Below are 24,739 nucleotides of genomic sequence, written 5' to 3'. Positions count from 1 at the left end.
AGCAACCAACGCCCCCGCATGGCTCTCATTCTTTTTCAGCGCGATCACTGCCATTTGTGCGATCAGGCATTGGCCGTGATGGCCGAAGCCCGTACGCCGGACTTCGATAGTGTGTTCATCGAGGACGCCCCAACGCTGGAGGCGCGCTACGGTCTGCGCGTGCCGGTGCTGCGGGATGATGCCCGCGACATCGAACTGGATTGGCCGTTCGATGCGGCGGCGGTGCGTGCCTTGCTCTGATCAGCTGCGTGGGTCGCGCAACCACCCTTTGGGCAACATGCGAGACAAGGTGGCATCGCGCTGGAACAAGTGATGGTAGACGGCCGCACCTGCATGGCCGACGGCCACCAGCGTCAACAACCAGAACAATTGCTCATGGCGTTCCTCGAGCATCTCGTGCAGGTCGTGGTTCTCACCGACCAGACGCGGCAATTCAAACAGGCCAAACCATGAGCTGGGGCGGTCGGCGTAGGACGTCAGCAGCCAGCCACTGATCGGCAGCGCGAACAGCAGGACATACAGCAAGACATGGCCTGCCATGGCCAGTTTGTGCTGCAAGGGTGTCACTCCAGGCGCGGGGCTGGGCCGCCCGCTAAATAAGGTCCAAAGCAAACGGGCGATGGCTAACATCAGGATCGTGATGCCGATCGATTTGTGCAGGCCGATGAGCTCGACGCGGGTTTCGCGCGGGAAGTCCCCCATCGTCAAGCCCAGGATGCCCTGGCCAATCAGCAGTAGCACGATGAGCCAATGAAAGGTCTTGCTGAGGCTGCCCCACTGGGTAGCGGAATTGCGAGGGCTCATAGGCTGTCCCCGGAGTCGGTGGCTGGATTCTAAGCTGCAACGCTGCGCCCGGTCTTGCGTTGACGCTCGCATCGGCCCAGCATCGGCTTGGGGAAAGGGGAATGATGATGCGACGATGGATCGTGGCGGCTTTGTTGATGCTATCTGCCCTGGGGCCGCTGGCGGGCTTGCGCGCGCAAGTGCCCGAGAGTCCGCACCTGCGCGTGCTCGGGCCCAGGGACGGGATGCCGACCAGTACAGTCAATGCCATCGATCGGGATAGTGCCGGATTCATCTGGATCGCCAGCACCGATGGTCTGGCCCGCTATGACGGCAATGGCTTTCGTGTATGGCGACATCAGGCCAATGATCCGCGCTCGCTGACCGGCAACTGGGTACAGGTCTTGCACGTGGATGCAGGCGATCGCGTTTGGGCTTCCAGTGAATTTGGTGGGCTCAGCATGCTGGATGGCCGGAGGGACGGCTTTCGCCATTGGCGTCGCGCTACCCATCCGCAGCTGGGTAGCGACGACATCTTCGCCATTGCCAGCCGCGGCGACATGCTGTGGTTTGGCACGGGGGATGCCGGCTTGTATCGGATGTCGCTGGCCGGAGATCCATCGACATGGGTGCCTGAGCGGATCGACGGCTTGCCATCGGACACCGTGATCAACCTGGATACCGATGAAAAAGGGCGGCTGTGGATCGCGACCTTCAGTGGTCTTGCTGTGCTCGAGAAGGGGCGAGTCCGCAGCGAACCATTGCCGGGTGAAGACGCGATGCCGGTGATCTATTCGGTGCTGGTGGATGGTCGGCGGGTCTGGGTCGGTACTTCCGGAGGGATCTTTAGGCGCGAAGCCAATGGGCAGTGGTCAAGACTGCCTTATGCCGACATGTTCGAAAGACCCAACGCGGCGACCGGGCTGGCCATCGGCAGTGATGGTGCCCTGTGGGTGGGCAGTCAGCGGCAGGTATGGCGCGTGGCGAATGACAGCGCGATTCCCGAACCCATCTCGACCGAGCCGCCATACCAGCCTGGCACGGTGCAGGCGCTCATGCGCCAGCCGGATGGCGGGCTATGGGTCGCGCTACCCGGTATTGGGTTGGGCTATTTGCGTGCGGACTGGCGCGCCATTGCCCAGCTGCGCAAGCGTGTCGATGGCACCGGCTTGATGGGCAGCACGTACCGGGTCACGGCTCCAGCCCGTGCTGGTGGCATGTGGTTGGCCGCGGTCGATGGACATGTGGAGCGGGTGAGTGCGAGCGGTGTCGTGGAGCGCATTGGCGAGGACATCCGCGAGCAATTACCGGCCAGCAAGCCGATGACGATGATTGAGGACAGGCTGGGTCAGGTGTGGATTTTCTACGGACGGACCGGCCTGTGGCGAATCGGACGCGACGGCCGCCTGGACGATTGGCAGCCAGGTGAGAACCCGGACGATTTGCAGGACGCGCAATACGATTTCTTCGCAGTCCCTGGCGACAACACGTTGTGGGCTGGCATGTCAGATGTCGGGTTTGAGCAGCGCGACATCGTCAGCGGCAAGGTGTTACGTCGCATCAGCATGGCCGATGTCGGCATCGGCGATGGCGATATCGAAGACATGCGCAGTGGGCCTGATGGTCGTTTGTGGTTGGCCGGTAGTTTCGGCATGGGCTGGTTGGACACCCGTCGCGGCAAATTGGTCGTGCCTGCTGGCCTTGCGGGCTCGCGCGTGTTTGCGTTCGGTTTCGCTGGACGCGATGACATCTGGTTGTATCGATTGGATGGCCTGACTCGGCATCACCGTGGCGGCGACGACTCGTGGCGGGAAGCCGATCGTGTGCCGACCGGTCAGCAACTGCCTTCGCTGCAAGCGGGCGGGTTGCAAGTGGATACGCGTGGTCGTGTGTGGTTGTCCAGCCAGCGAGGCATATATCGCTGGAATCCGCTGCGGCGACATCTGGATCGCATCGGCATCCAGCATGGCTTGTCCAGCCAGGAGTTCGCCGATCGCGCGCTTAGCCTGACGCCGGAGGGCATGCTCGGCGTCCCCGCGCGCGATGGCAGCGTGGTGCTCATCGACACGCGCTATCCAGACCTGCCGGCGAACGTGCCGACGCTGCGTATCGACGGTATTGATGTGCGTCGTGATGGCGCATGGGTATCGCAGCCCATCACCGAGACCTTGTCATTCGGGCCGGATGATCGCGAATTCCGCCTGACCGGTCATTTGCTTGCGTTCGATGATCCCAGCGGAACGCGTTACTGGAGCCGGTTGGAGGGCTTCGACAGCAATTGGATAGAGCAGGGTGCCCAGGGCGAGCGTGTGTTCAGCGGGCTGGGGCCGGGACACTATCGATTGCGTATGCGTGCCACCGATGCGGCGGGCAATGCGGCGAAAGAGCAGGTGCTGGAATTCGCTGTGCGGCCGCCGTGGTGGCGCACCTTGCCGGCGTTGTTTTTTGGCGCCCTGCTACTTGTCGGCGTGCTGGCATTGTTGGCACTGGATTATCGTCGTCGCTTGAATCGCAACCACGCACTGCGCCTGGCAGAGCAGCAGCGCGCGATGGCTGAGCAAGCCTCGGAGGCAAAAACACGATTCCTGGCCACGCTTGGCCATGAAATCCGCACACCCATGACCGGCGTTTTGGGTATGGCCGAATTGCTGCAGTCATCGAAATTGGATGATCGGCAGCAGGGCCAGGTCCATGCCATTCACCGCGCAGGCAAGCACTTGCTGCGCTTGGTCAATGATGCTTTGGATCTTGCGCGAATAGAGGCCGACAAATTGGTGTTGTCGGAAGAGCCCTTCGATCTGCAGGCTTTGGTGGACGAAGTGGTTGAGTTGATGGCGCCATTGGCGGAACGAAAGCAGCTTCGATTTACTTTGCAATGCGCCTCGGGATTGCCGCGTGGATTCATCGGTGATCGCACCCGGGTCGAACAGATCCTGCTCAACTTGCTGGGCAACGCGATCAAGTTCACCGAGCATGGCGAAGTCGGGTTGGCGCTGTTGCCGCTGGAGGGTGAGGGCGTGCGTTTCGTCATCCATGACACCGGCCCGGGATTGAATGAAGAACAACGCCAGCGCCTGTTCCGCCGATTCGAGCAGGCCGAAGGCGCGCGCACCAATGCGCGTTACGGCGGCAGCGGCTTGGGCCTGGCGATCAGCCAGGAACTATCGGCGGTGATGGGCGGGCGCATTGATTTGGAAAGCGCTCCAGGCGCAGGTGCGCGATTCACCGTGGATCTGCCACTGAAGGCGGCGGAGTTGCCAATCGCTCCAGCCCATTCGACGTCGAACCCGGCAAGCGATGTGCTCCATCTATTGCTGGTGGAGGACGATGTCACCGTGGCCGAAGTCGTAGCAGGCCTGTTGCGCACGCAAGGGCATGACGTTCGGCACGCACCTCATGGTTTGGCGGCATTGGCCGAAGTGGCATCGACACGTTTCGATGCCGCATTGTTGGATCTGGACCTGCCAGGCATGGATGGCTTCGCCTTGGCTCGGCAACTGCGATTGGGTGGCTTCAACGGGCCATTGCTGGCCGTGACCGCGCGCGCCGATGCCGATGCCGAGCCGATGTCACGAGCGGCAGGATTCGATGCCTTCCTGCGCAAGCCGGTGACTGCTGAGATGCTGGCCAACGGATTGCTTCAGGCCAAAGCCGCCCGAGCCAAAGGCGGCGTTTGAGTCAGCGCTTGCTGTAGGTGTGGACTTCGTCCACCACTACCGCGACGTGCTCGGGATTCATGTCGGGCGACATGCCGTGGCCCAGGTTGAAGACGTGCCCTTCGCGTGAGCCGCCATTGCCGTGCGCGTAGCTGTCCAATGATTCGCGCACTTGCTCGCGAATCGCATCAGGGCTGGCGTAGAGCGTGGTGGGATCCAAGTTGCCTTGCAGGGCGACCTTGCCCTTGGTGCGCCATACGGCGTCTTCCAGCGACACTGTCCAATCCACGCCAACGCCTTCCGCGCCGCTGTTGGCGAGTTGGTCCAGGTACGGCCCGTTGCCCTTGCCGAACAGGATCAGTGACGTGCGCTGTGCGCCTTCGCCGCGTTTGAGTTCCTTGGCGATGCGCTGCAGGTAACGCAGGGAGAAGTCGCGATACAGCGCGGGCGACAACACGCCGCCCCAGGTGTCGAACACTTGCAGCGCTTGTGCACCGGCCAGCCGCTGTGCCGATAGGTAAGCGATGACAGCATCGGTCACGACACCAAGCAATTTGTGCAACAGCGCGGGCTGGCTATACGCCATCGCCTTGATCTTGCTGAAATCCTTGCTGCCGCCGCCTTCGATCATGTAGCAGGCGAGCGTCCACGGGCTGCCCGAGAAACCGATCAGCGGCACCGAGCCATCCAGTTCACGGCGAATGGTGCGCACCGCATCCATCACGTAGCCGAGTTCGGTTTCCATGTCCGGAACCGCAAGTTTTGCGATGTCGGCTTCGGTGCGGACTGGGCGCTCGAACTTGGGGCCTTCGCCTTCGACGAAATACAGGCCCAAGCCCATCGCATCCGGCACAGTGAGGATGTCGGAGAACAGGATCGCGGCGTCCAACGGGAAACGACGCAGCGGCTGCAGCGTCACTTCGCAGGCGATCTCCGGGTTCTTGGCCATGGCAAGAAAACTGCCAGCGGCCTTGCGTGTCTCACGATACTCCGGCAGATAACGCCCGGCTTGGCGCATCAACCACACCGGCGTGTAGTCCACGGGTTCGCGGCGCAATGCGCGCAGGAAGCGATCGTTCTTCAGTGTCATGTTGATCCCGTTAGCGTGGAAGGTCCGCGCCCTGCGCGAACATCAGTTGGAAGCCTTTCTTCAATTGCGCGTCGCGGGCTTTTTCCAGCGCGGCGAGTGCGCTGGATTGGTCCATGTATTGCTCACGACGCAAAGTGCTGCGGCTGCCGGTTTGTCCGGTTTCGCGCAGCAATACCCAACCACCGAACAGGTCCGGTTGCAAGGTAAGCTGGACGAAGCGGGGCGCTTCGCGGCCGTCAGGCCGTTGTTGCAGCAGCAGGCGCATGGGGAAATTGTAGCGCCCGGGCCGTATTCAGACCGTTGAGATGGATCAACCCAGCACGTGGCCGACGGCGTCCTCTGGCACACCGGGGACTACGCGCGCACGGCCCATGCCGTCCCATAGGACCAGTCGCAGGCCGTTGGCATCATTCTTTTTATCCAGTCGCATCCGCGTAATAAGTGCATCGGCGCTGAGCTCGGCGGGGATGCTCACGGGTAACCCGAAGCGTTCAAGTAAAGCCTGGAGGCGCGCGGCATCCTTGTCACTGGACAGGCCAAGTCGGGCGGACAGGCGCGCAGCCAGCACCATGCCGATTGCCACGGCCTCCCCATGAACCAAGCCGCCGTAGCCCTGTTCGGTTTCGATGGCATGGGCGAAGGTGTGGCCGAAATTGAGCAGAGCGCGCTCGCCTTTCTCGAACGGGTCGCGCTCGACTACGGCCGCCTTGTAGCGGCAGCTGGCGGCGATGGCATGGGCGATGGCTGCGTCGTCGAGCGCGAGCAATGCGTCTGCATTCGTTTCCAGCCAAGCAATGAAGCCAGGGTCGAAGATGGCGCCGTACTTCACCACCTCCGCTAAACCCGCGTGCAATTCGCGGGCGGGGAGCGTGGCCAGTGTCGCTGTGTCGATGACGACCGCGCGCGGCAAATGAAAGGCGCCGACCAGATTCTTGCCCGCCGGAATGTCAACTGCAGTTTTGCCGCCGACCGAGGAGTCCACCATCGCCAAGAGTGACGTCGGTAGTTGCACGCAATCGATGCCGCGCATCCAGCTGGCCGCGACGAATCCTGCTAGATCCCCCACCACGCCACCACCAAGTGCGAATACGCAGACATCGCGGGTCGCGCCTTGCACCGCGAGAGTGTCGATGACGGCAGCGAAGTTGGCGAGTGTCTTCGATGCCTCACCCGCCTCGATGACATGGGTGTTGATGTTGCAACTCGGCTTCGCTATGCGAAGCGCGCTTTGCAACCGCTCGCTGTAAAGCGGTGCAACGTGCGTATCGCTGACGATCAGCGCGTGTCGCCCACGCCATTGCGCGCTCACGCACGCAGCATCGCCCAACAAACCGCTGCCGATATCGATGCGATACGGCGAAGGCCCACCCACATCAACCGTGGTATCCAGCTTCATGCAGCCACCCCGCGCCAAGCGTTCTGGATACAGGGCAGCAACATGCGGCAGGCTTGGTCAGGCGTGCAGCCATCGGTGTCGAGATGCAAATCGGCGACTTCGGCATACAGGGGGGCACGATCGGTGGCCATGACATGCAGCACCTCCTCGCGATCATCGCGTTGCAGGAGCGGGCGGGTGCGATCGCGTGCGAGGCGCCTGAGTTGCTCGGTCACGCTGACATCGAGATGCACCACAAAGGCATCGCGCGACAACAGGGCGCGGTTGGCATCGGACAGCACCACGCCGCCGCCAGTCGCGATCAGCTGACCTTGGCCAGCCAGCAATTCCTGCAGCAATGCGGACTCCCGACGCCGAAATCCGGCCTCGCCCTCGCAGACGAAGATGTCGGCAACGCTGGCACCCGTACGCGCTTCCAGCACGCGGTCCGCATCGACGAATTCCAGTGAGAGTGCTTGTGCAAGCCGCTTGCCGATCGAGGATTTCCCTGCGCCCATCGGCCCGACCAGCACCAAGTTGGCGGCGGTATCCATACGCCAATCGTACAGGGAATTAACACACGGGCTGCCATGCTCGGCACACGGCATTGGGCCGTCAAACCAGGAGAAAACCCGCATGTCAGTCGCAAAAATCATTGAAGTCAATGCCGCATCGGCCACCAGCATGGAAGACGCAGTGAAAAAGGGCCTGGCCAAGACCTCCGAGACGGTCAAGGGCATCCAGGGCGCCTGGGTCAACGAGATCAAAGTGGTCTGCGGCCCCGATGGCAGCGTCAAGGAGTGGCGCGTCAACCTCAAGATCACATTCCTGGTGCAGTAAACCGGATTCTTGATCCAAGTGCGTGCGCGCATCGGCGGCGCACGCCACAATGGCGAGATGAATACTCACCCGTTATTACTCGAAGCACTGGACGCCTTCGCGCGTTTGTTCGAGGAGGCCAAGGGCTGCGAGGCCGATGCCACCGGCATGACCTTGGCTACCGCCGACGCGAAAGGACAGCCTGCCGCGCGCATCGTGTTGCTTAAGAATTTCGATGCGCGCGGTTTCGTGTTCTATAGCCATACCGACGGGCGTAAAGGCGCGGAGTTGGCCGCCAACCCGCAAGCGGCGCTGTTGTTCTGGTGGCCGCATCTGGGCGAAGCAGGCGTCGAAGTGCGTATCGAGGGCGCGACGGAACGTGTATCCGATGAAGAAGCGGATGCCTACTTCGCAGAGCGTCCACGCATGAGCCAGATCGGCGCTTGGGCCTCCGAGCAATCGCGCACGCTGGACGAGCGCGAGATGTTCGAGCGCCGTATCGATGCGTTCGAGCGTGAGTTCGAAGGCCGTGCAGTGCCGCGGCCGGCAGACTGGTCGGGCACGCGCGTCGTGCCTCGTGCGATCGAGTTCTGGCATGGTGCCAAATTTCGCCTGCATGAGCGTTGGTTGTATGAGCGCGGCATGGGCGGGGATTGGTCCAAGCGCATGTTGTATCCCTGATGCAGCTGTTGCCCGTTTATCGCGTGACCGTGTTCGTGCCGCCCGAGTACGTAGAGACGCTGCGGGCAGGTATCCATGCCGTGGATGCGCTCGCGTTGGGGGACTACAGCGAAGTGATGTGGATCACCCCGGGCGGACAAGAAGAATTTCGTCCGGGCGCCGCCGCCCATCCCACGTTGGGCAGCGCGGGTGAGTTGGTGCGCAGCGACACCGTGCGGATTGAATTCGCCATCCCCCGCGACGCAGAGCGCTTGCAACGCGTGTTGAGCGAAGGTGTGCATCGTCACCACCCGTGGGAAGTGCCGGCGGTATTCGTCGATGAATCCTGGTTCCCGATGCCGGAAGTCGCGACGTGATCGGTCCGCGGCGCATCGTCTGCCTGACCGAAGAGCCGACGGAAACGCTGTACGCGCTCGGCGAGCAGGACCGCATCGTCGGCATCAGCGGTTTCACGGTGCGACCAGCGCAGGCGCGCAAGGAGAAGCCCAAGGTCAGTGCGTTCACCTCGGCGAAGATTGGCGAGATCCTCAAGCTGAAGCCGGACTTCGTGATCGGGTTCTCCGACATCCAGGCGGACATCGCCGCCGAATTGATTCGGCGCGGGGTGGAGGTGTGGATCGCCAACCATCGCAGCGTCGATGACATCCTCGCCTACATAAGACGCCTGGGCGCGTTGGTGGGCGTTGGCGACAAAGCCGATGCCTGCGCGGATGATCTGCAGCGCGGGCTGGACGACATCGCCGCGCAGGCCGCCCGGCTCTCGCATCATCCCAAGGTGTATTTTGAAGAATGGGATGACCCGCTCATCACCGGCATCCGCTGGGTGAGTGAATTAATTGAGATCGCCGGCGGCATTGAAACCTTTCCCGAGCGTGCGCGGGAGTCGTTGGCCAAGCAGCGCATTCTGGAAGACAGCGATGAAGTGATCCGCCGCGCGCCCGACATCATCATCGGCAGCTGGTGTGGGAAGAAGTTCCGCCCGGAACGCGTTGCTTCACGCGCTGGCTGGAATGACATTCCTGCCGTGCGCGATGGCGAGCTGCACGAAATCAAGTCGCCGCTCATCCTGCAGCCCGGCCCGGCGGCATTGACGGACGGGGTGCGCGAACTCGCCCGCATCATCCAGGCCTGGTCCGCCAAGCGATCAGAGGGATGGCCGAGCGGACAGACTGTTCCACCTTGAGGCTCGACCCGCTGGGCCAATGCCGCCATCATCCTTGTTCATATTTTCAGGGAGCGGCCTTTGAAAGCCTCCAATCGACACGACCTCGGACTTCTCATCCTTCGCATCGCACTGGGCGTGCTCATCCTGCTGCATGGCATTGCCAAATTGCGCGGCGGCCTGGGTGGGATCGAAGGCATGCTGACGTCGCATGGCCTGCCTGCCTTCATGAGCTATGGCGTGCTGATCGGTGAGGTGCTGGCGCCGGTACTCGTGCTGATGGGTTGTTTTTCACGTATCGGCAGCGCCGTGATTGCCATCAACATGGTGTTTGCCGTGGGATTGGCGCACATGGGCCAGCTGGGCCAGCTCAACGAGCAAGGCGGCTGGGCACTGGAATTGCAGGGCATGTTCCTGGCGACCGCCGTCGCGCTCGCCTTGCTCGGACCGGGACGCTACGCGATCAACCAACGCTGAGCCCTCTGCCCGGGCGACTACCGCGGCGGGAAAAAGTCGCGGTGGAACTCCAGTGTCGCCAACGCCGCGCCTTGTGGTTGCGCGCGGATGCGGAATCGCAGGGTATCCGGCATCGAGACGGGAACCACGCCCACGTGATCGACGTAGCCCGCGCTTTCGACTTCGTGCATCGTGATGGTCTGCGCGCGTCCGAACAAGTCCGTGGCAGTCGCGTTGACCGTGCCGGGGATGGCCTTTTCGCCCGTGGCGGATTCGCGACGCAGCCCCACCACGATCAGCACACTGCCTTCCGTGCGCTCCACGCCATAGCTGCGCGCCATCGCCTCATTGAGCTGCATCGTGGGCAAGGTGCTGGCACGGACGATGACATCGCCCACCCGCGTTTCAGCAGGCGCGGGGACTTGTGCAGCGGCAGGGGGTGACGGCGGCTCGCCTCTGCAGCCGACGAGCAAGAGCAACAATCCGAGCGTGGGCCATGGCTTCATCAATCGTTCGCGGCTGCAAGTTCCGCGCCACGGATGCGTGCGGCATGCACAGCGCGCGCAACCACTTCGCGGAAACCATCGGCTTCGAAACTTTCGATGGCGGCCTGCGTGGTGCCATTGGGTGATGTCACCCGGCGACGTAATTCGGCAGCAGGCGTGTCATCGGCGGCCAACATGCGCGATGCACCCAGCAGTGTTTCGATGGTCAGCGTGCGCGCAGCATCAGCGGGCAGCCCTTCGGCTTCACCGGCGGCTTGCAGCGCCTCGGCCAGCAGGAACACGTAAGCCGGGCCGCTGCCCGATACGCCGGTCACCGCATCCATCAACGATTCGTCATCGACCCATACGGTCTTGCCGGCACTGGTCAACAAGGTTTGAGCGATGTCACGTTGCTCGGCATTCACGGTGCTGTTGGCATGCAGGCCGGTCACGCCAGCGCCAAGCAAAGCCGGTGTGTTGGGCATGCAGCGCACGACCGCGATGCCGCCGCCGAGCCAACGACCAATCTGCGCTCCGGTGATGCCGGCGGCGATGGAGACGACCAGCGGCTGATTCGCTTGCGCAACGGGCGCTAGCACCGTGCAGACCTCGCGTAATACTTGCGGTTTCACCGCAAGCACCCAGACCTCGGCGTGGGTGGCGGCCGAGGCAGCATCGCTGAAGACGTGTACGTTGAAATCGCGCGCCAGTGCATCGCGCAATTCAGCAACGGGCTCGGCCACGTGCACCTGGTTTGCAGTTGCGCCTGCCTGCAGTAATCCGCCGATCAGGCTGCGCGCCATGTTGCCGCCGCCGATAAAGGCGATGGTGGGGAGCGAAGGTTTGGCGTCTGGCGATTTCATGGCAATGCGGGGTGGGAATGTCGCATCAGGATAGCCCTTCGACTATTTCGCCGGGCGGGGACCAAACAAGGCGGTGCCGATGCGCACCATCGTGCTGCCTTCGCTAATGGCGAGATCGGCGTCGTCGCTCATCCCCATCGACAAGGTGTCCATCGACGGGAAGCGCTCGCGCAGCTGATCAAACAACAGACGCATATCGTGGAAGGCAGTGCGACGCACATCCACGTCAACCGACGGTGCGGGAATTGCCATCAGCCCGCGCAATGCAAGTGACTCATGGGTGGCTATCGCCTCACAGATAGCTTCGGCATCGGCAGGCGTGCAGCCATGCTTGCTGGCTTCATCGTCGATGTTGACTTGCACCAGCAGGTTGAGTGCCCCGCGATCGCCCGGGCGATGCCTCGCCAGCGCATCGACCAATTTGATCCGGTCCACCGATTGCACCCAATCGAAATGGGTCGCCACATCTTTGGCCTTGTTCGACTGCAGGTGGCCGATGAGATGCCACTCGATGTTGTTGCCGACCAATTCGCGCATCTTGCTTATGGCCTCTTGCACGTAGTTCTCGCCAAACCTGTGTTGGCCCGCGGCATTAAGAGCAGTGATTTCACTGCTGTCACGGGTCTTGCTGACCGCCAATAGGACGGGGGCTGGACGGCCGGATTGTTTCGCAGACGTAACCAGGTGAGCCTGCAATTGGGCAAGTCGTTCGACCGCTCGAGGCATGACGGGTGCCAAATGGGGTGGGATGTGGTTATTCTGCCGTTTGCGGCGGTCGCAGGTGGGGATGGACCGCGAATTGGGGAAAGCACATGGATATCGCAGAACTGTTGGCGTTTTCCGTCAAGAACAAGGCGTCCGACCTGCATTTGTCTGCAGGCCTGCCGCCGATGATCCGCGTGGATGGTGATGTACGTCGCATCAACATCCCGCCGCTGGATCACAAAACCGTGCACGGCTTGATCTACGACATCATGTCGGACAAGCAGCGCCGTGATTACGAAGAGTTCCTGGAAACCGACTTCTCGTTCGAGATCCCGGGTCTTGCGCGCTTCCGCGTGAATGCGTTCAACCATAACCGCGGCGCAGGTGCGGTATTCCGTACCATTCCGTCAGAAGTGCTGACCCTCGATCAACTGGGCTGCCCTCCGATCTTCCGTGAACTGATCAACCAGCCGCAGGGCTTGATCCTGGTGACCGGGCCTACGGGTTCGGGCAAATCGACCACGCTTGCGGCGATGCTCGACCACATCAACAAGAACGAGTACGGCCACATCCTCTCCGCCGAGGACCCGATCGAATTCGTGCATACCTCGCAGAAGTGCCTGATCAACCAGCGCGAGGTGCATCGCGATACACATGGCTTCAACGAGGCGCTGCGCAGCGCCTTGCGTGAAGACCCGGATTACATCCTGGTTGGTGAGTTGCGTGACCTGGAAACGATTCGCTTGGCGCTGACAGCAGCGGAAACAGGCCACTTGGTGTTCGGCACCTTGCATACCTCCTCGGCGGCCAAGACCATCGACCGCATCATCGACGTGTTCCCGGCGGGCGAGAAGCCGATGGTGCGCTCGATGTTGTCGGAGTCGCTGCGTGCGGTGATTGCCCAGGCGCTGCTGAAGAAGGTCGGCGGCGGGCGTACGGCGGCGTGGGAGATCATGGTCGGTATCCCCGCCATCCGTAACCTGATCCGCGAGGACAAGGTTGCGCAGATGTATTCGGCCATCCAGACCGGCCAGTCGCACGGCATGATGACGCTCGACCAGCATCTGCAGGACTTGGTGGCACGCAGCCAGATCACCAAGCAGCAGGCGCGCGAATACGCGAAAGACAAGCGTTTGTTTGATTGATTTCGGGAAGGCCTTAAGCGCCGACCCCAAGGAGTACCGCGATGACCACGCCTACCGAATTCACCTCGCTCCTCAAGCTGATGGCCGCCCAGCGCGCCTCGGATCTGTTCATCACCGCCGGTATGCCGCCGTCCATGAAGGTCGATGGCAAGCTGTCGCCGGTCAATGACGTGCCGCTGACGCCGCAGCAAAGCCGCGACCTGGTCATCTCGGTGATGACGCCGCCGCAGCGCGAAGAATTCGAAAAGACCCACGAATGCAATTTCGCCATCGGTCTGGCCGGTGTGGGGCGCTTCCGTGTCTCGGCGTTTTACCAGCGCAACCAGGTTGGCATGGTGTTGCGCCGGATCGAGACCAAGATCCCGACGGTCGAAGAGCTCAGCCTGCCGCCGATCATCAAGCAATTGGCGATGACCAAGCGCGGCATCATCATTTTCGTCGGCGCGACAGGAACGGGTAAGACCACGTCGCTCGCAGCGATGATCGGCCATCGCAACAGGAGCTCGACCGGACACATCATCACGATTGAAGACCCGATCGAATTCGTGCACCGCCACGAGGGCTGCATCATCACCCAGCGTGAAGTTGGCATCGACACCGACAGTTGGGAAAACGCGTTGAAAAATACCCTGCGCCAAGCCCCGGACGTGATCATGATCGGCGAAGTGCGTACGCGCGAAGGCATGGATCATGCGATCGCCTTCGCGGAAACCGGTCACCTGGTGTTGTGCACGCTGCATGCCAACAACGCCAACCAGGCGATGGACCGCATCATCAACTTCTTCCCCGAAGACCGTCGCGACCAGCTGCTGATGGATCTCTCGCTCAACCTCAAGGGGGTGGTCGCGCAACAGTTGGTGCCGCGCAGCGACGGCAAGGGCCGCCGGGTGGCGATGGAAATCCTGCTGGGCACGCCGCTGGTGCAGGACTACATCCGCGATGGCGAAGTCCACAAACTCAAAGAAGTGATGAAGGATTCGACCCAACTCGGGATGAAGACCTTCGATCAGAGCCTGTTCGAGCTCTATCAGGCGGGCGAGATCAGCTACGACGACGCACTGCGCTATGCCGATTCGCAGAACGAGGTGCGCCTCAGGATCAAACTGGCGCAAAGTGGCGACGCCCGGACCTTGGCCCAAGGGCTGGACGGCGTCGAGGTGGCAGAGGTCAAGTGACCCGGATGCGGGCAGGGCGCTAAACTGGCGCCATGTCCGATTCCGCTTCCGCCTTGTCGCAGCAGCTGTTGATTGCGCTGCCTGGCCTCGTTGATCCCAATTTCTCCCGCAGCGTCGTGATGGTTTGCCAGCACGACGGCGATGGCGCGATGGGTATCGTGGTGAACCGAGCCTCCGAATTCACCGTGGGGCAGCTCTTCGATCAACTCAATATCGAAGGCGGTGACGCTGCGCTGCGTGCGCTACCCGTGGTTGCGGGTGGCCCGGTGCACGCAGAACGCGGTTTCGTGCTGCACGATGGCGACCGCGAATGGGATTCCAGCATCCGCCTGCCGGGTGGCTTGTCATTGACCACCTCGCGTGATGTCCTGCAAGCCTTGGCGGATGGCGATGGCCCTGAACAGGCGCTCATCGCGCTTGGTTGCGCGGGCTGGGGTGCCGGGCAGTTGGAGCTGGAAATGGCCGAGAACAGCTGGATGACTGCACCAGCCGATGCCGATCTGTTGTTCCGCATGCCTCTGGAACAGCGTTGGCAGGCGGCGGCCGGGTTGGTCGGCGTCAACTTCGAGCGCATGACCCATTACAGCGGTCGCGCATGAGGCTGGATGGCACGATGCTGGCGTTCGATGTCGGCGCACGTCGCATCGGCGTGGCAGTCGGTAGTCGCCTGGGTGCGGGCGCACGCGGCATCGCCGTGGTGGATATGCGTGATGAAAAGGCCGATTGGCCAGCAGTCGAAAAGCTCAAGCGAGAATGGATGCCTGCAGGCTTCATCGTCGGCGACCCGTTGACGCTGGACGGCAGTGACCAGCCATCGCGTGTGCGTGCCCAGCGTTTCGCCCGCGCCCTGCTGGAACGCTTCAAGTTGCCTGTGCTGATGGTTGATGAGCGTAGCAGCAGCATTGAGGCTGCGCAGCGTTTTGCCGCCGGACGTGCGGAAGGTCAACGCCGCCGCCGCGATGCCGAATTGCTCGATGCCGTAGCCGCCGCCGTCATTCTTGATCGCTGGATCGCCGCGCCTGATACAGCCGTACCGCTGACCGACAACCCGGAGTCCTGAAATGTCGAAACACCTGTTGTCGCTGCGAGAGCTGGATCGAGGCGAGATCATCGCACTGCTGGATCGCGCGTCCAGCTACGATGAAGCAATCGATCTGCGCCAGCGGTTGGCCGGCATAGGTGTGTGCACGCTGTTTTTCGAGCCATCCACGCGCACTCGCCTCAGCTTCCAGCGTGCCGCGCAGCGCCTGGGTGCGGACGTGTTGGGCTTCGAAGCGGCGACATCGTCCACCACCAAGGGTGAGACTGCACTAGATACCTTCAAGAACATCGAGGCGATGGGCGTACGCGGTTTCATCGTGCGCCATCGCGAGAATGGCGCAGTGGCCGCGCTGGCCGAGCAAGCCGAGCCAGGCACGGCTCTGATCAATGCAGGCGATGGGCGCCATCAGCACCCGACGCAGGGATTACTGGACATGCTCACCATCCGCGACTGGAAGGGCGGTGATTTCAGCCAGCTGCGTGTGGCGATCATCGGCGACATCCGTCATTCGCGCGTTGCGCGCAGTGATCTGGTCGCGTTGGAGAAGTTGGGCGTCACCGATATTCGTGCCTGTGGGCCGGCTGGGCTGTTGCCGGATGACAACACGCTATCTGCATGCAGCATGGTCACCGATGATCTGGACGCTGCCTTGCGCGATGCCGATGTGGTGATGACGCTGCGCCTGCAGCGCGAGCGGATGGAAGACGGGTTGGTTGATTCACTAGACAGCTATCACCGCGACTTCGGCATCACGACCCAGCGCCTGCGTCTGGCCCAGGAGGATGCGATCGTGATGCATCCGGGGCCGATGAACCGCGGCGTGGAAATCAGTGATGAGGTGGCCGATGGCCCCCAGTCGGTGATTCTGTGGCAGGTCGCCAACGGGGTGAAGGTGCGGATAGCGGTGCTGGAGCGTGCGCTCGGCTGAACGCACGTTCCGCGTGTGCTGCTTGCGGCTTGATTACTGCAGCAGCGAACGCAACATCCAAGCGTACTTTTCGTGGATTTGCAGGCGTTGGGTCAGTAGGTCTTCGGTGGGTGCATCGTCGGCGTCATCGGCGATCTCCAGCACCTCGCGTGCAGTGCGGCAGACGGCCTCGTTGCCGGCGACCAGCTGGCTGACCATCTCCCGCCAATTGGCGGTATCGGTCAATCCGGGCTCTTCCTTGATGGAGGTCAGTTTGGCGAATTCGGTGTAGCTGCCTGGTGCATTGAAGCCGAGCGCGCGGATGCGTTCGGCGATCTCGTCGAGTGCGGTCCATTCTTCGGTGTATTGCGCTTCGAACATATTGTGCAAGGCATTGAACATCGAACCGGTGACATTCCAGTGGAAATTGTGCGTCTTCAAATACAAGGTGTAACTATCGGCAAGGAAGTGCGAAAGACCATTGGCGATCTTGGCGCGTTCTTTGGCGCTGATGCCGATGTCGATGGCCGGGGCACCGTCCGCATGCGGGCTGGGAGCCACCTTGGCAGCTTTGCTGGTTTTCTTGGCGGATGCTTTTTTCTTGGCCATGGAAACAATCCTTTGAGGGGGGATGCGGTGACAATACCCTTCCCCGTGTTTCGGCGCGATGAAAATACCTGATTGAAATCATTAGCCATGCCCAACGACTCCACCCCATCTATCGATATCGCCGTCCAACCGGGGCAGGCTAAGCGCGCAATCGATGCTGCGCTGACGCGTGACCGTGGTCGACTGATCGGTTTGTGGTCGAAGTGGAAAGCCAAGCCGGATGATGAGGGATTGCGCGATGCCTTCGCGACGAAATTGCAGGCATCCATCACGGAGCGCGAACGACGTGCCGCGCAACTGCCGGTGGCCACGATCAATGCCGATCTTCCGATAGCTGCGCACGCTGATGTCATCATCGAACTCATTCGCAAACATCAAGTCGTGGTGTTAGCGGGTGAGACCGGCAGCGGCAAGACCACGCAACTACCCAAATTGTGTCTGCTGGCGGGACGCGGCCAGGCCGGGATGATCGGCTGCACGCAGCCCAGGCGCATCGCGGCGCGGTCGGTTGCGCGGCGCGTGGCTGAAGAGTTGCAAGTGCCGATGGGCGGCGCGGTGGGCTTCCAAGTGCGCTTCAACGATCAGGTCAGCGATGCCACGGCGATCAAGTTCATGACCGATGGCATCCTGTTGGCGGAGATTCAGAATGACCGCTGGCTGTCGCGCTACGACACCATCATCATCGACGAAGCGCACGAGCGCAGCCTGAACATCGATTTTTTGCTCGGCTATCTGAGGCAATTGTTGCCAAGGCGTCCCGACCTCAAGGTCATCGTGACATCCGCCACTATTGATACCGCGCGTTTCGCCGAACATTTCGGGGATGCGCCGGTGGTCGAGGTGGAAGGCCGCACTTTTCCCGTCGAATTGCGCTATCGCCCGCTGGAGGGTGAGGGTGAGGATGAAGGCGCGCGCAGCGTGCTGGATGGCATCGTGGCGGCCTGTGATGAAATCACCCGCGAGAACCCGTTGGGCGACACCCTGATCTTCCTGCCGGGCGAGCGCGAAATTCGCGATGCGCATCTTGCGCTGGAGCGGCGCAAATATCGCTCGACCGAAGTCGTGCCGCTCTATGCGCGATTGTCCGCGCGTGACCAGGACAAGGTGTTCCAGCCCGGGGTCAAGCGCCGCATCGTGCTCGCGACCAACGTGGCGGAGACCTCGCTCACTGTGCCGCGGATCCGCTACGTGGTCGATCCCGGGTACGCACGCGTCAAACGCTACAGCCCGCGCCAGAAGTTGGACCGCCTGCATATCGAACCTGTCTCGCAGGCCAGCGCCAACCAGCGCGCCGGTCGATGTGGCCGCGTGGCCGATGGAGTGTGCATCCGTCTGTATTCCGAGACCGACTTCGGGGCGCGCGCCGAGTTCACTGATCCGGAAATCCGTCGTGCCGCATTGGCGGGCGTGATCCTGCGGATGCTATCGATTGGCCTCGGCGATATCGAAACGTTCCCGTTCCTTGAGCCGCCTGATCCACGCGCCGTGGCCGATGGCTGGCAGCAGTTGTCAGAACTTGGTGCGATCGACGGGCAGCGCAAATTGACCGCCGTCGGCAAGCAGATGGCCAAGTTGCCGGTTGATGTAAAGCTGTCGCGCATGCTGATCGCTGCCGAAAAGCACGGCGTGTTGCACGAGATGTTGGCCATCGCCAGTTTCCTGGGCATTCAGGATCCACGCGAGCGTCCAGCAGATGCTCGTGCAGCGGCTGATGCCGTGCATGCCGAATTCGCCGACGCGAAATCCGAATTCATAGGTATCTGGAACCTGTGGGACGCTTTCCGCATCGCCCATGAGGATCTTAGCCAGTCACAGCTGCGCAAATGGGCGGAGAGACATTTTCTTGGCTTCCTGCGGCTGCGCGAATGGCGTGAACTTCATCGCCAATTGAAATTGCAATGCGAGGAAATGGGATGGTCGAGTGGCCGCGTTCTCGCTTCTTCAAACAAGCAGGGTCCGAGTGAAAAATCGCGCAAGCCCGCTCCGGACAGTTCGAAGTCCGATAAGCATGGCCCCACGCAGCAGACGGATGCCCTGAAAGAAGTCACCCGCGTCGACTACGCCAAACTCCATCGCGCCTTGATCGCTGGCCTGCCAACGCAAGTAGCGCATCTGGGTGACCGCGGTGTGTACGAAGGCCCGCGGGGACGTCGCTTCCAGTTGTTTCCGGGCTCCGCACTTGCCCGCAAGCCGCCCGCCTGGGTCTTGTCGGCGACGTTGCTGGACACCGAGCGGGTCTGGGCCATCACCAATGCGGCGATTGAGCCGGATTGGGTCATCGCGGAATTGCCGCATCTGCTGGCACGTCGCCATCACGACCCCCATTGGTCACGTTCGCAGGGACGGGTGATCGGCAGCGAACAGATCAGCTTGTTCGGTTTGGTGCTGGCCCCGAAGAAACCCGTGCATTACGGCGCCCTGTATCCGGAAGAATCGCGCGCCATCTTCGTGCGCGATGGGTTGGTGACGGGCGACATCAATACACGAAGCACCTTCCTGCCGCGCAACCTGCTCACGCTGCAGGAGGCCAAGGAAGAGGAGGCCAAGCAGCGAAGAGCTGGTCTGGTAGTCGATGAAGATTGGCAGGCACGTTGGTATCTGGATCGATTGCCAGCGCAGATCCACGGCGCGCAGGCGATGGATGCCTGGTTCAAGAGATTGCCGAAGGCCGAGCAGGCTGCGCTTGTATGGACGCGGGATGATCTGCTGATCGCGGACGAAACCGATGCCGTGCGCTTCCCGCCCTACTTGGCGTTGGGCGATGCACGTCTGGCCGTGCGCTATCGCTTCGAGCCTGGTGCGGTGGACGACGGGATGACCCTCGTCGTCCCTTTGCATTTGCTCAACGCACTGGATGATGCGCGCTTGTCGTGGTTGGCACCTGGCTTTATCCAGGACAAGGCGGCGGCATTGATCAAGTCCTTGCCCAAGGTCTTGCGAAGAAACTTCGTGCCTGCGCCGGACTTTGCGCGCGCCTTCGCACAAGCGCACCCTGAGCCCGGGGGCGATGCGATGACCTCGGTGCTTGCGCGCTTCCTGAAGAGGCTTTCGGGCGTGGAGATGTCGGTGGCCGATTTTGATGAGGCCGACATCGACCCCCATTTGCGCATGAACCTGCAACTGCAAGATGAATCGGGCAAGCAAGTGCTTGCACATTCGCGTGACCTTGACGAGTTGCGAACGAAATACGGTGATCGCGCGCAGCGTGCTTTTGCCTCGCGCGCGGCTAAGGACATGGCTCGGAGCGGCCTCCAGTCGTTTCCGGAAGATCCGATTCCCGTCCAAATCATGGGGGATGGCGGCATCCCCGCTTATCCGGCGTTGCAGGACGATGGCGATGCTGCATCGTTGCATGTCCATGCGCAGCGCAACACGGCGCAGCGATTGCATCCTGCCGGAGTGCGCCGCCTGCTGCGTATCGCGCTGACCGACAAGTTCAAGCAAGCGCGCCGGCAACTGCCGATCCCCCCGAAAACCGGCTTGCTTTATGCCGCGTTGGACCATGCGCCGTCCAAATTGGATGCGCTGCGCAAGCCGCTGGCGCGTGATGCCGATCAGCTGCGAGAAGATTTGGTCGAGGGTGCGTTTTCCTCGCTAAGTAATGACGAGCGACTGATGCCGATTCGCGATCGCGGCACTTTCGATAGTGAAGCCGAGAGCATCGGCAAAACGCTGTTTGCTGAATCTATGCGCCGCCTGCAGCAGGCCGATGCCATTCTCACGGCCATCGCCGAAGTGCGCGCACGACTGGAATCCCGGCTGATGGGGTGGGCTAGTGGCAACTTGGACGACATGCGCGCCCATCTTGATAGTTTGGCGGCGCCCGGTTTCTTGCGTGAAACACCAGCCGAGGCATTGGTGGAATTGCCTCGTTATCTGAAGGCGTTGTCATTGCGCGCCGAGCGCGCGCAACGTGATCCGCAAAAAGATCAGGCGCGGATGCTGGAGTTGAAACCTTTCGTCGATGCCTTGGCAGAAGCGGATCCGGCGCATGTCGATGCCCAGGCGTTGCGTTGGGAGCTGGAGGAATTGCGCGTCGCGACCTATGCACAAGAATTGGGTGCGAAAGGTGGCATATCGGCAAAGAAATTGGCGGCGCGCATCGCGAAGATGCAGGCAGTAGATTGACGCGTTAAAAGATCAGCGCGTTATTTGACGCGCTTCACCTTGGCGTTCACGGCTCTCCCATCCACGCGCATGTACCAGGCATTGCCAAACAAACTTGGCTTGAGCGAAACCGTTGGATTGTCGAGCTTGACCCCGTACATGCGCGCATCGTCGATTTGCTCCCACACCTGACCATTGTCCAGGGTGTACTTCTTGCCGCGTTCGAAGCCGTCAAAGTGCCCAGTCATCTTGGCATCGAACGCCTCGCCGCCGCCAAACTGCAACATGCGATTGGCTTTTGTTTCTTCATCCTGCTTGGCTACTGCCAGAGCAGCCGCTGCCGCCTTTTTTGACTCTTGCACCACGGTGCGGTTCAGCCAGCCATTCAGTCGGGCGAGCTCTTCTGCCGAAAGCTTGTCTAGCCCGGCCGCCTTGAATTCTTCGGCAGTCATCTGCCGCTCGATAGGAGTGCCGTCTCGCTGCTGGGCAATCGTGGTGGTCGAAGCAAGTAGCAGGCTGATGACAATGAACGAGCGGATCATGCGCATGGGGGTTCCAATCGCTGGGCTTGTCGGTAGTGTAGCCATACCTGATCAATGAATGCGTCATTAAAGTTGAAGTTGCCGTGGCTGCCCCCGCGCCCTTGTCAGATCTCCTGTTTTTACCTGCCCTCGACGGGCTGGGCGAAGAAGCGCGCGCCTGGCTGAAAACAACCCTGGGGCACGCGAAAATTGAGTCGTCCCGGGATCGTGCATCCGATACCTTGGCGCAGCTTGTTACCTTGAATGCCGATGAAGACATGCTTTCGGCGGCGCTCATTGATGCGGCGTTCGAGAACGGAATTCCGCCCGACATCATGATGTCTGCTTCGATCCAGCGACTGCTGGAAGGCCTGGCCGCAGAAGCGCAAGTGCGCGCGCTGCATGCCGAGCAGGGGCAAGGGTCGAATCCGGAAGGGTTGCGACGCTTGTTGCTGGCGATGAGCCAAGACTTGCGTGTAGTGCCGATATTGTTGGCGCGTCATTTGACCCGCCTGCGTGACGCCGTGCGTGTCAGTGCACCCGATGCCCATGTGTTGGCGCAGCTGACACGCGATATCCACGCGCCGCTTGCCAACCGGCTGGGTATCTGGCAATTGAAATGGGAGTTGGAAGACCTCGCCTTCCGCGTGCTTGAGCCTGATGCCTATCGTCGTATTGCACGCTTGATGGACGATACCCGGCGTGGCCGCGAAACCTATATCGACATAGTCAAGGACGTGCTGGGTGATGCGCTGGAAGCCAATGGGCTGGCGACGGCCGAAGTCGCTGGGCGCTCCAAGCATCTGTTCAGTATCTGGCGAAAGATGCAGAAGAAGGATCTCCCGTTCGAAGGTCTATACGATCTGCGCGCGGTGCGTGTATTGGTCGATACCACGCCCGAGTGTTACGCGGTGCTTGGCGTAGTGCATGCCTTGTGGATGCCGGTGCCGGGCGAATTCGATGACTACATCGCGCGCCCCAAGGCTAATGACTATCGATCACTGCATACCTGCGTGGTGGGGCCGGAAGGAAAAGTGGTCGAGGTGCAAATTCGCACCCGTGACATGCACAGCCATGCGGAACTCGGAGTTGCCGCGCATTGGCGCTACAAGGAGGGTGGCGCTGGCGATGCTGCGCTTGAGCGCAAGGTCGCGTGGATGCGACGGCTGCTGGATGCCGAGAACGAACTAGGAGACGAATCACTTCGCGCCGACCTTGATCAGGAGTTGGTGGAAGAGCGCGTTTATGCCCTCACGCCCAAGGGCGAAGTGGTGGATCTGCCGCTGGGTGCGACGCCGCTCGACTTTGCCTATCGCGTGCACACCGACATCGGCCATCGCTGCCGCGGTGCCAAGGTGGATGGGCGCATCGTTCCGCTGGATTACAAATTGACGACGGGTGAGCGCGTCGAAGTGATGGTGGGAAAGACGGGCGAGCCACGCCGCGATTGGTTGCTGCCCGGCAATCGTTTCCTTGCGAGTCCCCGATCTCGCGAGAAAGTGCGCGCCTGGTTTCGCAAACTGGATCGTGAGCGCAACCAGCAGGCCGGGCGTGAGATCCTCGAGCGTGAGCTGAAGCGAATGGGTTTGGCCGATGCAGATTTGTCGGCGATCACGACGCGCTTCCATCTCGAGACTGTCGACGAGCTGCAGGTCAAGGTGGCGCTAGGCGAGATCGGGCCTACGCAAGTGGTGCGTGCGTTAAACGATGCGCGACGAGCACCTGAGCCCGAACCCGAGACGTTCGCTCCTGCTGCATCGACAAAATCGGAATCGCATGCGCGGCCGGGAGTGTCGGTCGCGGGCGTTGACAATTTGTTGGTGCATGTGGCGCGTTGCTGTCAGCCGGTGCCGGGTGAGCCGGTGATCGGATATCTCACCCGCAGTCGCGGTCTGTCGATGCATCGTGCCAATTGCGCATCATTGAAACGCATGGCGGAACGCGAGCCCGAGCGCCTGATGCCGGTGGATTGGGGCGACGCTTCGCCCAGACAGGCCGTGGACATCGTGGTCAGCGGCATCGACCGCAAGGGATGGCTGCGCGATGTCAGCAATCTGATCGCGCAGGAAGGCGTGATGGTGCGGGCCATTCGTAGCGACGGCGCTACCCGCGATGGAAGCCAGCGGCTGGCGATAGGCGTGGAGATCCGCGACATCGACCAATTGTCCCAGTTGCTCGGGAAATTGGCGGCGCTGCCGGGGGTGCAAGAAGCGCGGCGTGGGTAAGGTGCGCGCGGCCGTGGTGGGGCAAGCGATAAACTGTGCCGACACTTCTAGCCGTGATGCTGCTTTGCCAGACTTCGACCCACCCCCACGCGTGTTGCTGACCGGCGCGACCAGCCAGATTGGCCGCGCCTTGATGCCGATGCTGCATGCGCAAGGGCACCGTGTGGTGGCATTGAGTCGTGCCGAGCAAGCGCCCGAAGATCTGTCTGTCGAGTGGCATCGCGTGGATCTCGCCGAAGGATGGCCCGATGTGACCGCTTGTGAGTGGCTGATCAGTTTCGGCCCGATGCAGGCATTGGCCAATGCGTTGTCCACGCTTTCGGCTGCGCCGTGCCAGTGGCTGGTGGCCACCAGCTCGATGAGCGCGGAAAGCAAGCGTAATTCCATCGTTGCCGAAGATCGTGCGTTGTCGGCGTCGTTGCGCCAGGCGGAATCAGCGCTGATCACGCAATGCGAACGCTTGGGGATCGGCTGGACAGTCCTTCGACCAACGATGATTTACGGACTGGGTGTCGATGAAAACCTCAGCCTCATAGCACGGCGTGCATTACAAACGCGACTGTTCCCGTATCCCAAGGGGCAAGGCTTGCGACAACCCGTGCATGCAGAAGACGTCGCCTTGGCAGCCTTGCATGCGATGGACAATTCATCGGCGCAGGGCAAGATCATCGAAATCGGTGGCGGTGAGCGTATTCGCATCGATGACATGTTTCGCAGGCTGCGTGATGACATGCCCGTGTGGACGATGCCGCTGCCCGTGCCTCGTTGGCTGATGCAGTTGGCAGGCAAGTCGATGCCGAAATTGCGAGGTGCCTTGTCGCGGGTGGACGATGATCTGGTCGCGAACAATCATCAGCTGACGATGTTGCTGGATGTGCATCCCCGCGGGTTTTCCCCCGATGTCACGCGCTGGCTAGAGGTCAAGCGGTGAGT

General features: G+C 61.6%; 25 protein-coding genes. 15 read left to right on the top strand and 10 right to left on the bottom strand.

All coding sequences use genetic code 11. The features are described from left to right. Window positions 1-18 precede the first annotated feature (18 nt). A complete protein-coding gene (locus tag BW989_RS07395) occupies window positions 19-240 on the top strand; it encodes a glutaredoxin family protein (RefSeq protein ID WP_076586910.1) in 222 nt (73 codons plus the stop codon). On the opposite strand, the gene BW989_RS07390 is transcribed toward BW989_RS07395, so the two are convergent. Continuing rightward, entirely contained in the window at window positions 241-804 is a 564-nt protein-coding gene (locus BW989_RS07390) for a cytochrome b (RefSeq protein WP_076586908.1), read from the bottom strand. 101 nt (window positions 805-905) lie between these two features. On the opposite strand from BW989_RS07390, the gene BW989_RS07385 reads away from it, so the two are divergent. Then, a complete protein-coding gene (locus BW989_RS07385) occupies window positions 906-4,460 on the top strand; it encodes a hybrid sensor histidine kinase/response regulator (RefSeq protein WP_083688364.1) in 3,555 nt (1,184 codons plus the stop codon). Between the two features lies 1 nt (window position 4,461). Here the strand turns inward: BW989_RS07385 and hemE are convergent, their stop codons facing one another. Genes hemE through BW989_RS07365 form a run of 4 tightly spaced genes read right to left on the bottom strand, consistent with a single transcriptional unit; the run spans window position 4,462 to window position 7,458 of the window. Beyond that, on the bottom strand, window positions 4,462-5,529 hold the full coding sequence (gene hemE, locus BW989_RS07380; RefSeq protein WP_076586906.1) for a uroporphyrinogen decarboxylase: 1,068 nt from the start codon (window positions 5,527-5,529) through the stop codon (window positions 4,462-4,464). Between the two features lie 10 nt (window positions 5,530-5,539). Then, window positions 5,540-5,794, bottom strand: a complete 255-nt coding sequence (locus tag BW989_RS07375) for a WGR domain-containing protein (protein ID WP_076586904.1) — start codon at window positions 5,792-5,794, stop codon at window positions 5,540-5,542. 45 nt (window positions 5,795-5,839) lie between these two features. After that, window positions 5,840-6,925 (bottom strand): 3-dehydroquinate synthase, encoded by a 1,086-nt coding sequence (aroB, locus tag BW989_RS07370; RefSeq protein WP_076586902.1) that lies wholly within the window; start codon window positions 6,923-6,925, stop codon window positions 5,840-5,842. Then, on the bottom strand, window positions 6,922-7,458 hold the full coding sequence (locus tag BW989_RS07365) for a shikimate kinase (RefSeq protein ID WP_076586900.1): 537 nt from the start codon (window positions 7,456-7,458) through the stop codon (window positions 6,922-6,924). Before BW989_RS07365 ends, aroB begins: the two co-directional genes overlap by 4 nt. An 82-nt stretch (window positions 7,459-7,540) precedes the next feature. On the opposite strand from BW989_RS07365, the gene BW989_RS07360 reads away from it, so the two are divergent. Genes BW989_RS07360 through BW989_RS07340 form a run of 5 tightly spaced genes read left to right on the top strand, consistent with a single transcriptional unit; the run spans window position 7,541 to window position 10,043 of the window. Then, window positions 7,541-7,744 carry a dodecin family protein gene (locus tag BW989_RS07360; RefSeq protein ID WP_076586898.1) on the top strand — a complete coding sequence of 68 codons (204 nt, stop codon included), beginning with the start codon at window positions 7,541-7,543 and terminating at the stop codon, window positions 7,742-7,744. 57 nt (window positions 7,745-7,801) lie between these two features. Continuing rightward, window positions 7,802-8,404: a pyridoxamine 5'-phosphate oxidase gene (pdxH, locus tag BW989_RS07355; protein ID WP_076587258.1), complete on the top strand. Its 603-nt coding sequence runs from the start codon at window positions 7,802-7,804 to the stop codon at window positions 8,402-8,404. Further along, window positions 8,404-8,760 (top strand): YqfO family protein, encoded by a 357-nt coding sequence (locus tag BW989_RS07350; protein WP_076586896.1) that lies wholly within the window; start codon window positions 8,404-8,406, stop codon window positions 8,758-8,760. The genes pdxH and BW989_RS07350 overlap by 1 nt, the downstream gene beginning before the upstream one ends. Beyond that, on the top strand, window positions 8,760-9,587 hold the full coding sequence (locus tag BW989_RS07345) for a cobalamin-binding protein (protein ID WP_076587255.1): 828 nt from the start codon (window positions 8,760-8,762) through the stop codon (window positions 9,585-9,587). Before BW989_RS07350 ends, BW989_RS07345 begins: the two co-directional genes overlap by 1 nt. Window positions 9,588-9,647: 60 nt before the next feature. Next, window positions 9,648-10,043 carry a DoxX family protein gene (locus BW989_RS07340; protein ID WP_076586894.1) on the top strand — a complete coding sequence of 132 codons (396 nt, stop codon included), beginning with the start codon at window positions 9,648-9,650 and terminating at the stop codon, window positions 10,041-10,043. Window positions 10,044-10,060: 17 nt separating this feature from the next. Here BW989_RS07340 and BW989_RS07335 read toward each other — a convergent pair whose 3' ends face one another. From BW989_RS07335 to BW989_RS07325, 3 genes are read right to left on the bottom strand one after another with little or no spacing between them, the layout of a single operon-like run. After that, window positions 10,061-10,528, bottom strand: a complete 468-nt coding sequence (locus BW989_RS07335; RefSeq protein ID WP_076586893.1) for a DUF4426 domain-containing protein — start codon at window positions 10,526-10,528, stop codon at window positions 10,061-10,063. After that, window positions 10,528-11,370, bottom strand: coding sequence for a pyrroline-5-carboxylate reductase (gene proC, locus BW989_RS07330; RefSeq protein ID WP_076586891.1), 843 nt, complete (start codon window positions 11,368-11,370; stop codon window positions 10,528-10,530). Before proC ends, BW989_RS07335 begins: the two co-directional genes overlap by 1 nt. 42 nt (window positions 11,371-11,412) lie before the next feature. Beyond that, the gene (locus tag BW989_RS07325) at window positions 11,413-12,096 is read right to left on the bottom strand and encodes a YggS family pyridoxal phosphate-dependent enzyme (protein WP_076586889.1); all 684 of its coding nucleotides are present in this window, start codon (window positions 12,094-12,096) and stop codon (window positions 11,413-11,415) included. 86 nt (window positions 12,097-12,182) lie between these two features. On the opposite strand from BW989_RS07325, the gene BW989_RS07320 reads away from it, so the two are divergent. The 5 genes from BW989_RS07320 to BW989_RS07300 are packed head-to-tail and all read left to right on the top strand — an operon-like array spanning window position 12,183 to window position 16,365. Next, window positions 12,183-13,220, top strand: coding sequence for a type IV pilus twitching motility protein PilT (locus tag BW989_RS07320; protein WP_076586887.1), 1,038 nt, complete (start codon window positions 12,183-12,185; stop codon window positions 13,218-13,220). A gap of 41 nt (window positions 13,221-13,261) precedes the next feature. After that, the gene (locus tag BW989_RS07315) at window positions 13,262-14,395 is read left to right on the top strand and encodes a PilT/PilU family type 4a pilus ATPase (protein WP_076586885.1); all 1,134 of its coding nucleotides are present in this window, start codon (window positions 13,262-13,264) and stop codon (window positions 14,393-14,395) included. 32 nt (window positions 14,396-14,427) lie between these two features. After that, window positions 14,428-14,994: a YqgE/AlgH family protein gene (locus tag BW989_RS07310; protein ID WP_076586883.1), complete on the top strand. Its 567-nt coding sequence runs from the start codon at window positions 14,428-14,430 to the stop codon at window positions 14,992-14,994. Next, window positions 14,991-15,455, top strand: a complete 465-nt coding sequence (ruvX, locus tag BW989_RS07305; protein WP_076586881.1) for a Holliday junction resolvase RuvX — start codon at window positions 14,991-14,993, stop codon at window positions 15,453-15,455. Before BW989_RS07310 ends, ruvX begins: the two co-directional genes overlap by 4 nt. A gap of 1 nt (window position 15,456) precedes the next feature. Continuing rightward, window positions 15,457-16,365: an aspartate carbamoyltransferase catalytic subunit gene (locus tag BW989_RS07300; protein WP_076586879.1), complete on the top strand. Its 909-nt coding sequence runs from the start codon at window positions 15,457-15,459 to the stop codon at window positions 16,363-16,365. Window positions 16,366-16,398: 33 nt separating this feature from the next. Here the strand turns inward: BW989_RS07300 and BW989_RS07295 are convergent, their stop codons facing one another. Then, window positions 16,399-16,953, bottom strand: coding sequence for a Dps family protein (locus BW989_RS07295; RefSeq protein WP_076586877.1), 555 nt, complete (start codon window positions 16,951-16,953; stop codon window positions 16,399-16,401). An 87-nt stretch (window positions 16,954-17,040) separates the two neighbouring features. Here BW989_RS07295 and hrpA point away from each other — a divergent pair, with 87 nt between their 5' ends. Further along, window positions 17,041-21,081 (top strand): ATP-dependent RNA helicase HrpA, encoded by a 4,041-nt coding sequence (gene hrpA, locus BW989_RS07290; RefSeq protein ID WP_076586874.1) that lies wholly within the window; start codon window positions 17,041-17,043, stop codon window positions 21,079-21,081. 20 nt (window positions 21,082-21,101) lie between these two features. Here hrpA and BW989_RS07285 read toward each other — a convergent pair whose 3' ends face one another. After that, window positions 21,102-21,608: a hypothetical protein gene (locus tag BW989_RS07285; protein WP_076586872.1), complete on the bottom strand. Its 507-nt coding sequence runs from the start codon at window positions 21,606-21,608 to the stop codon at window positions 21,102-21,104. 155 nt (window positions 21,609-21,763) lie between these two features. On the opposite strand from BW989_RS07285, the gene BW989_RS07280 reads away from it, so the two are divergent. After that, entirely contained in the window at window positions 21,764-23,806 is a 2,043-nt protein-coding gene (locus BW989_RS07280) for a RelA/SpoT family protein (protein ID WP_242651391.1), read from the top strand. Continuing rightward, entirely contained in the window at window positions 23,799-24,737 is a 939-nt protein-coding gene (locus BW989_RS07275; RefSeq protein WP_242651370.1) for an SDR family oxidoreductase, read from the top strand. Before BW989_RS07280 ends, BW989_RS07275 begins: the two co-directional genes overlap by 8 nt. Window positions 24,738-24,739: the final 2 nt, after the last annotated feature.

Origin of the sequence: Solilutibacter tolerans (assembly GCF_900155935.1) — a bacterium.
Lineage (GTDB): Bacteria > Pseudomonadota > Gammaproteobacteria > Xanthomonadales > Xanthomonadaceae > Solilutibacter > Solilutibacter tolerans.
The sequence above is the reverse complement of the archived record's forward strand: the minus strand, read 5'-3'. Positions and strand labels throughout refer to the sequence as shown.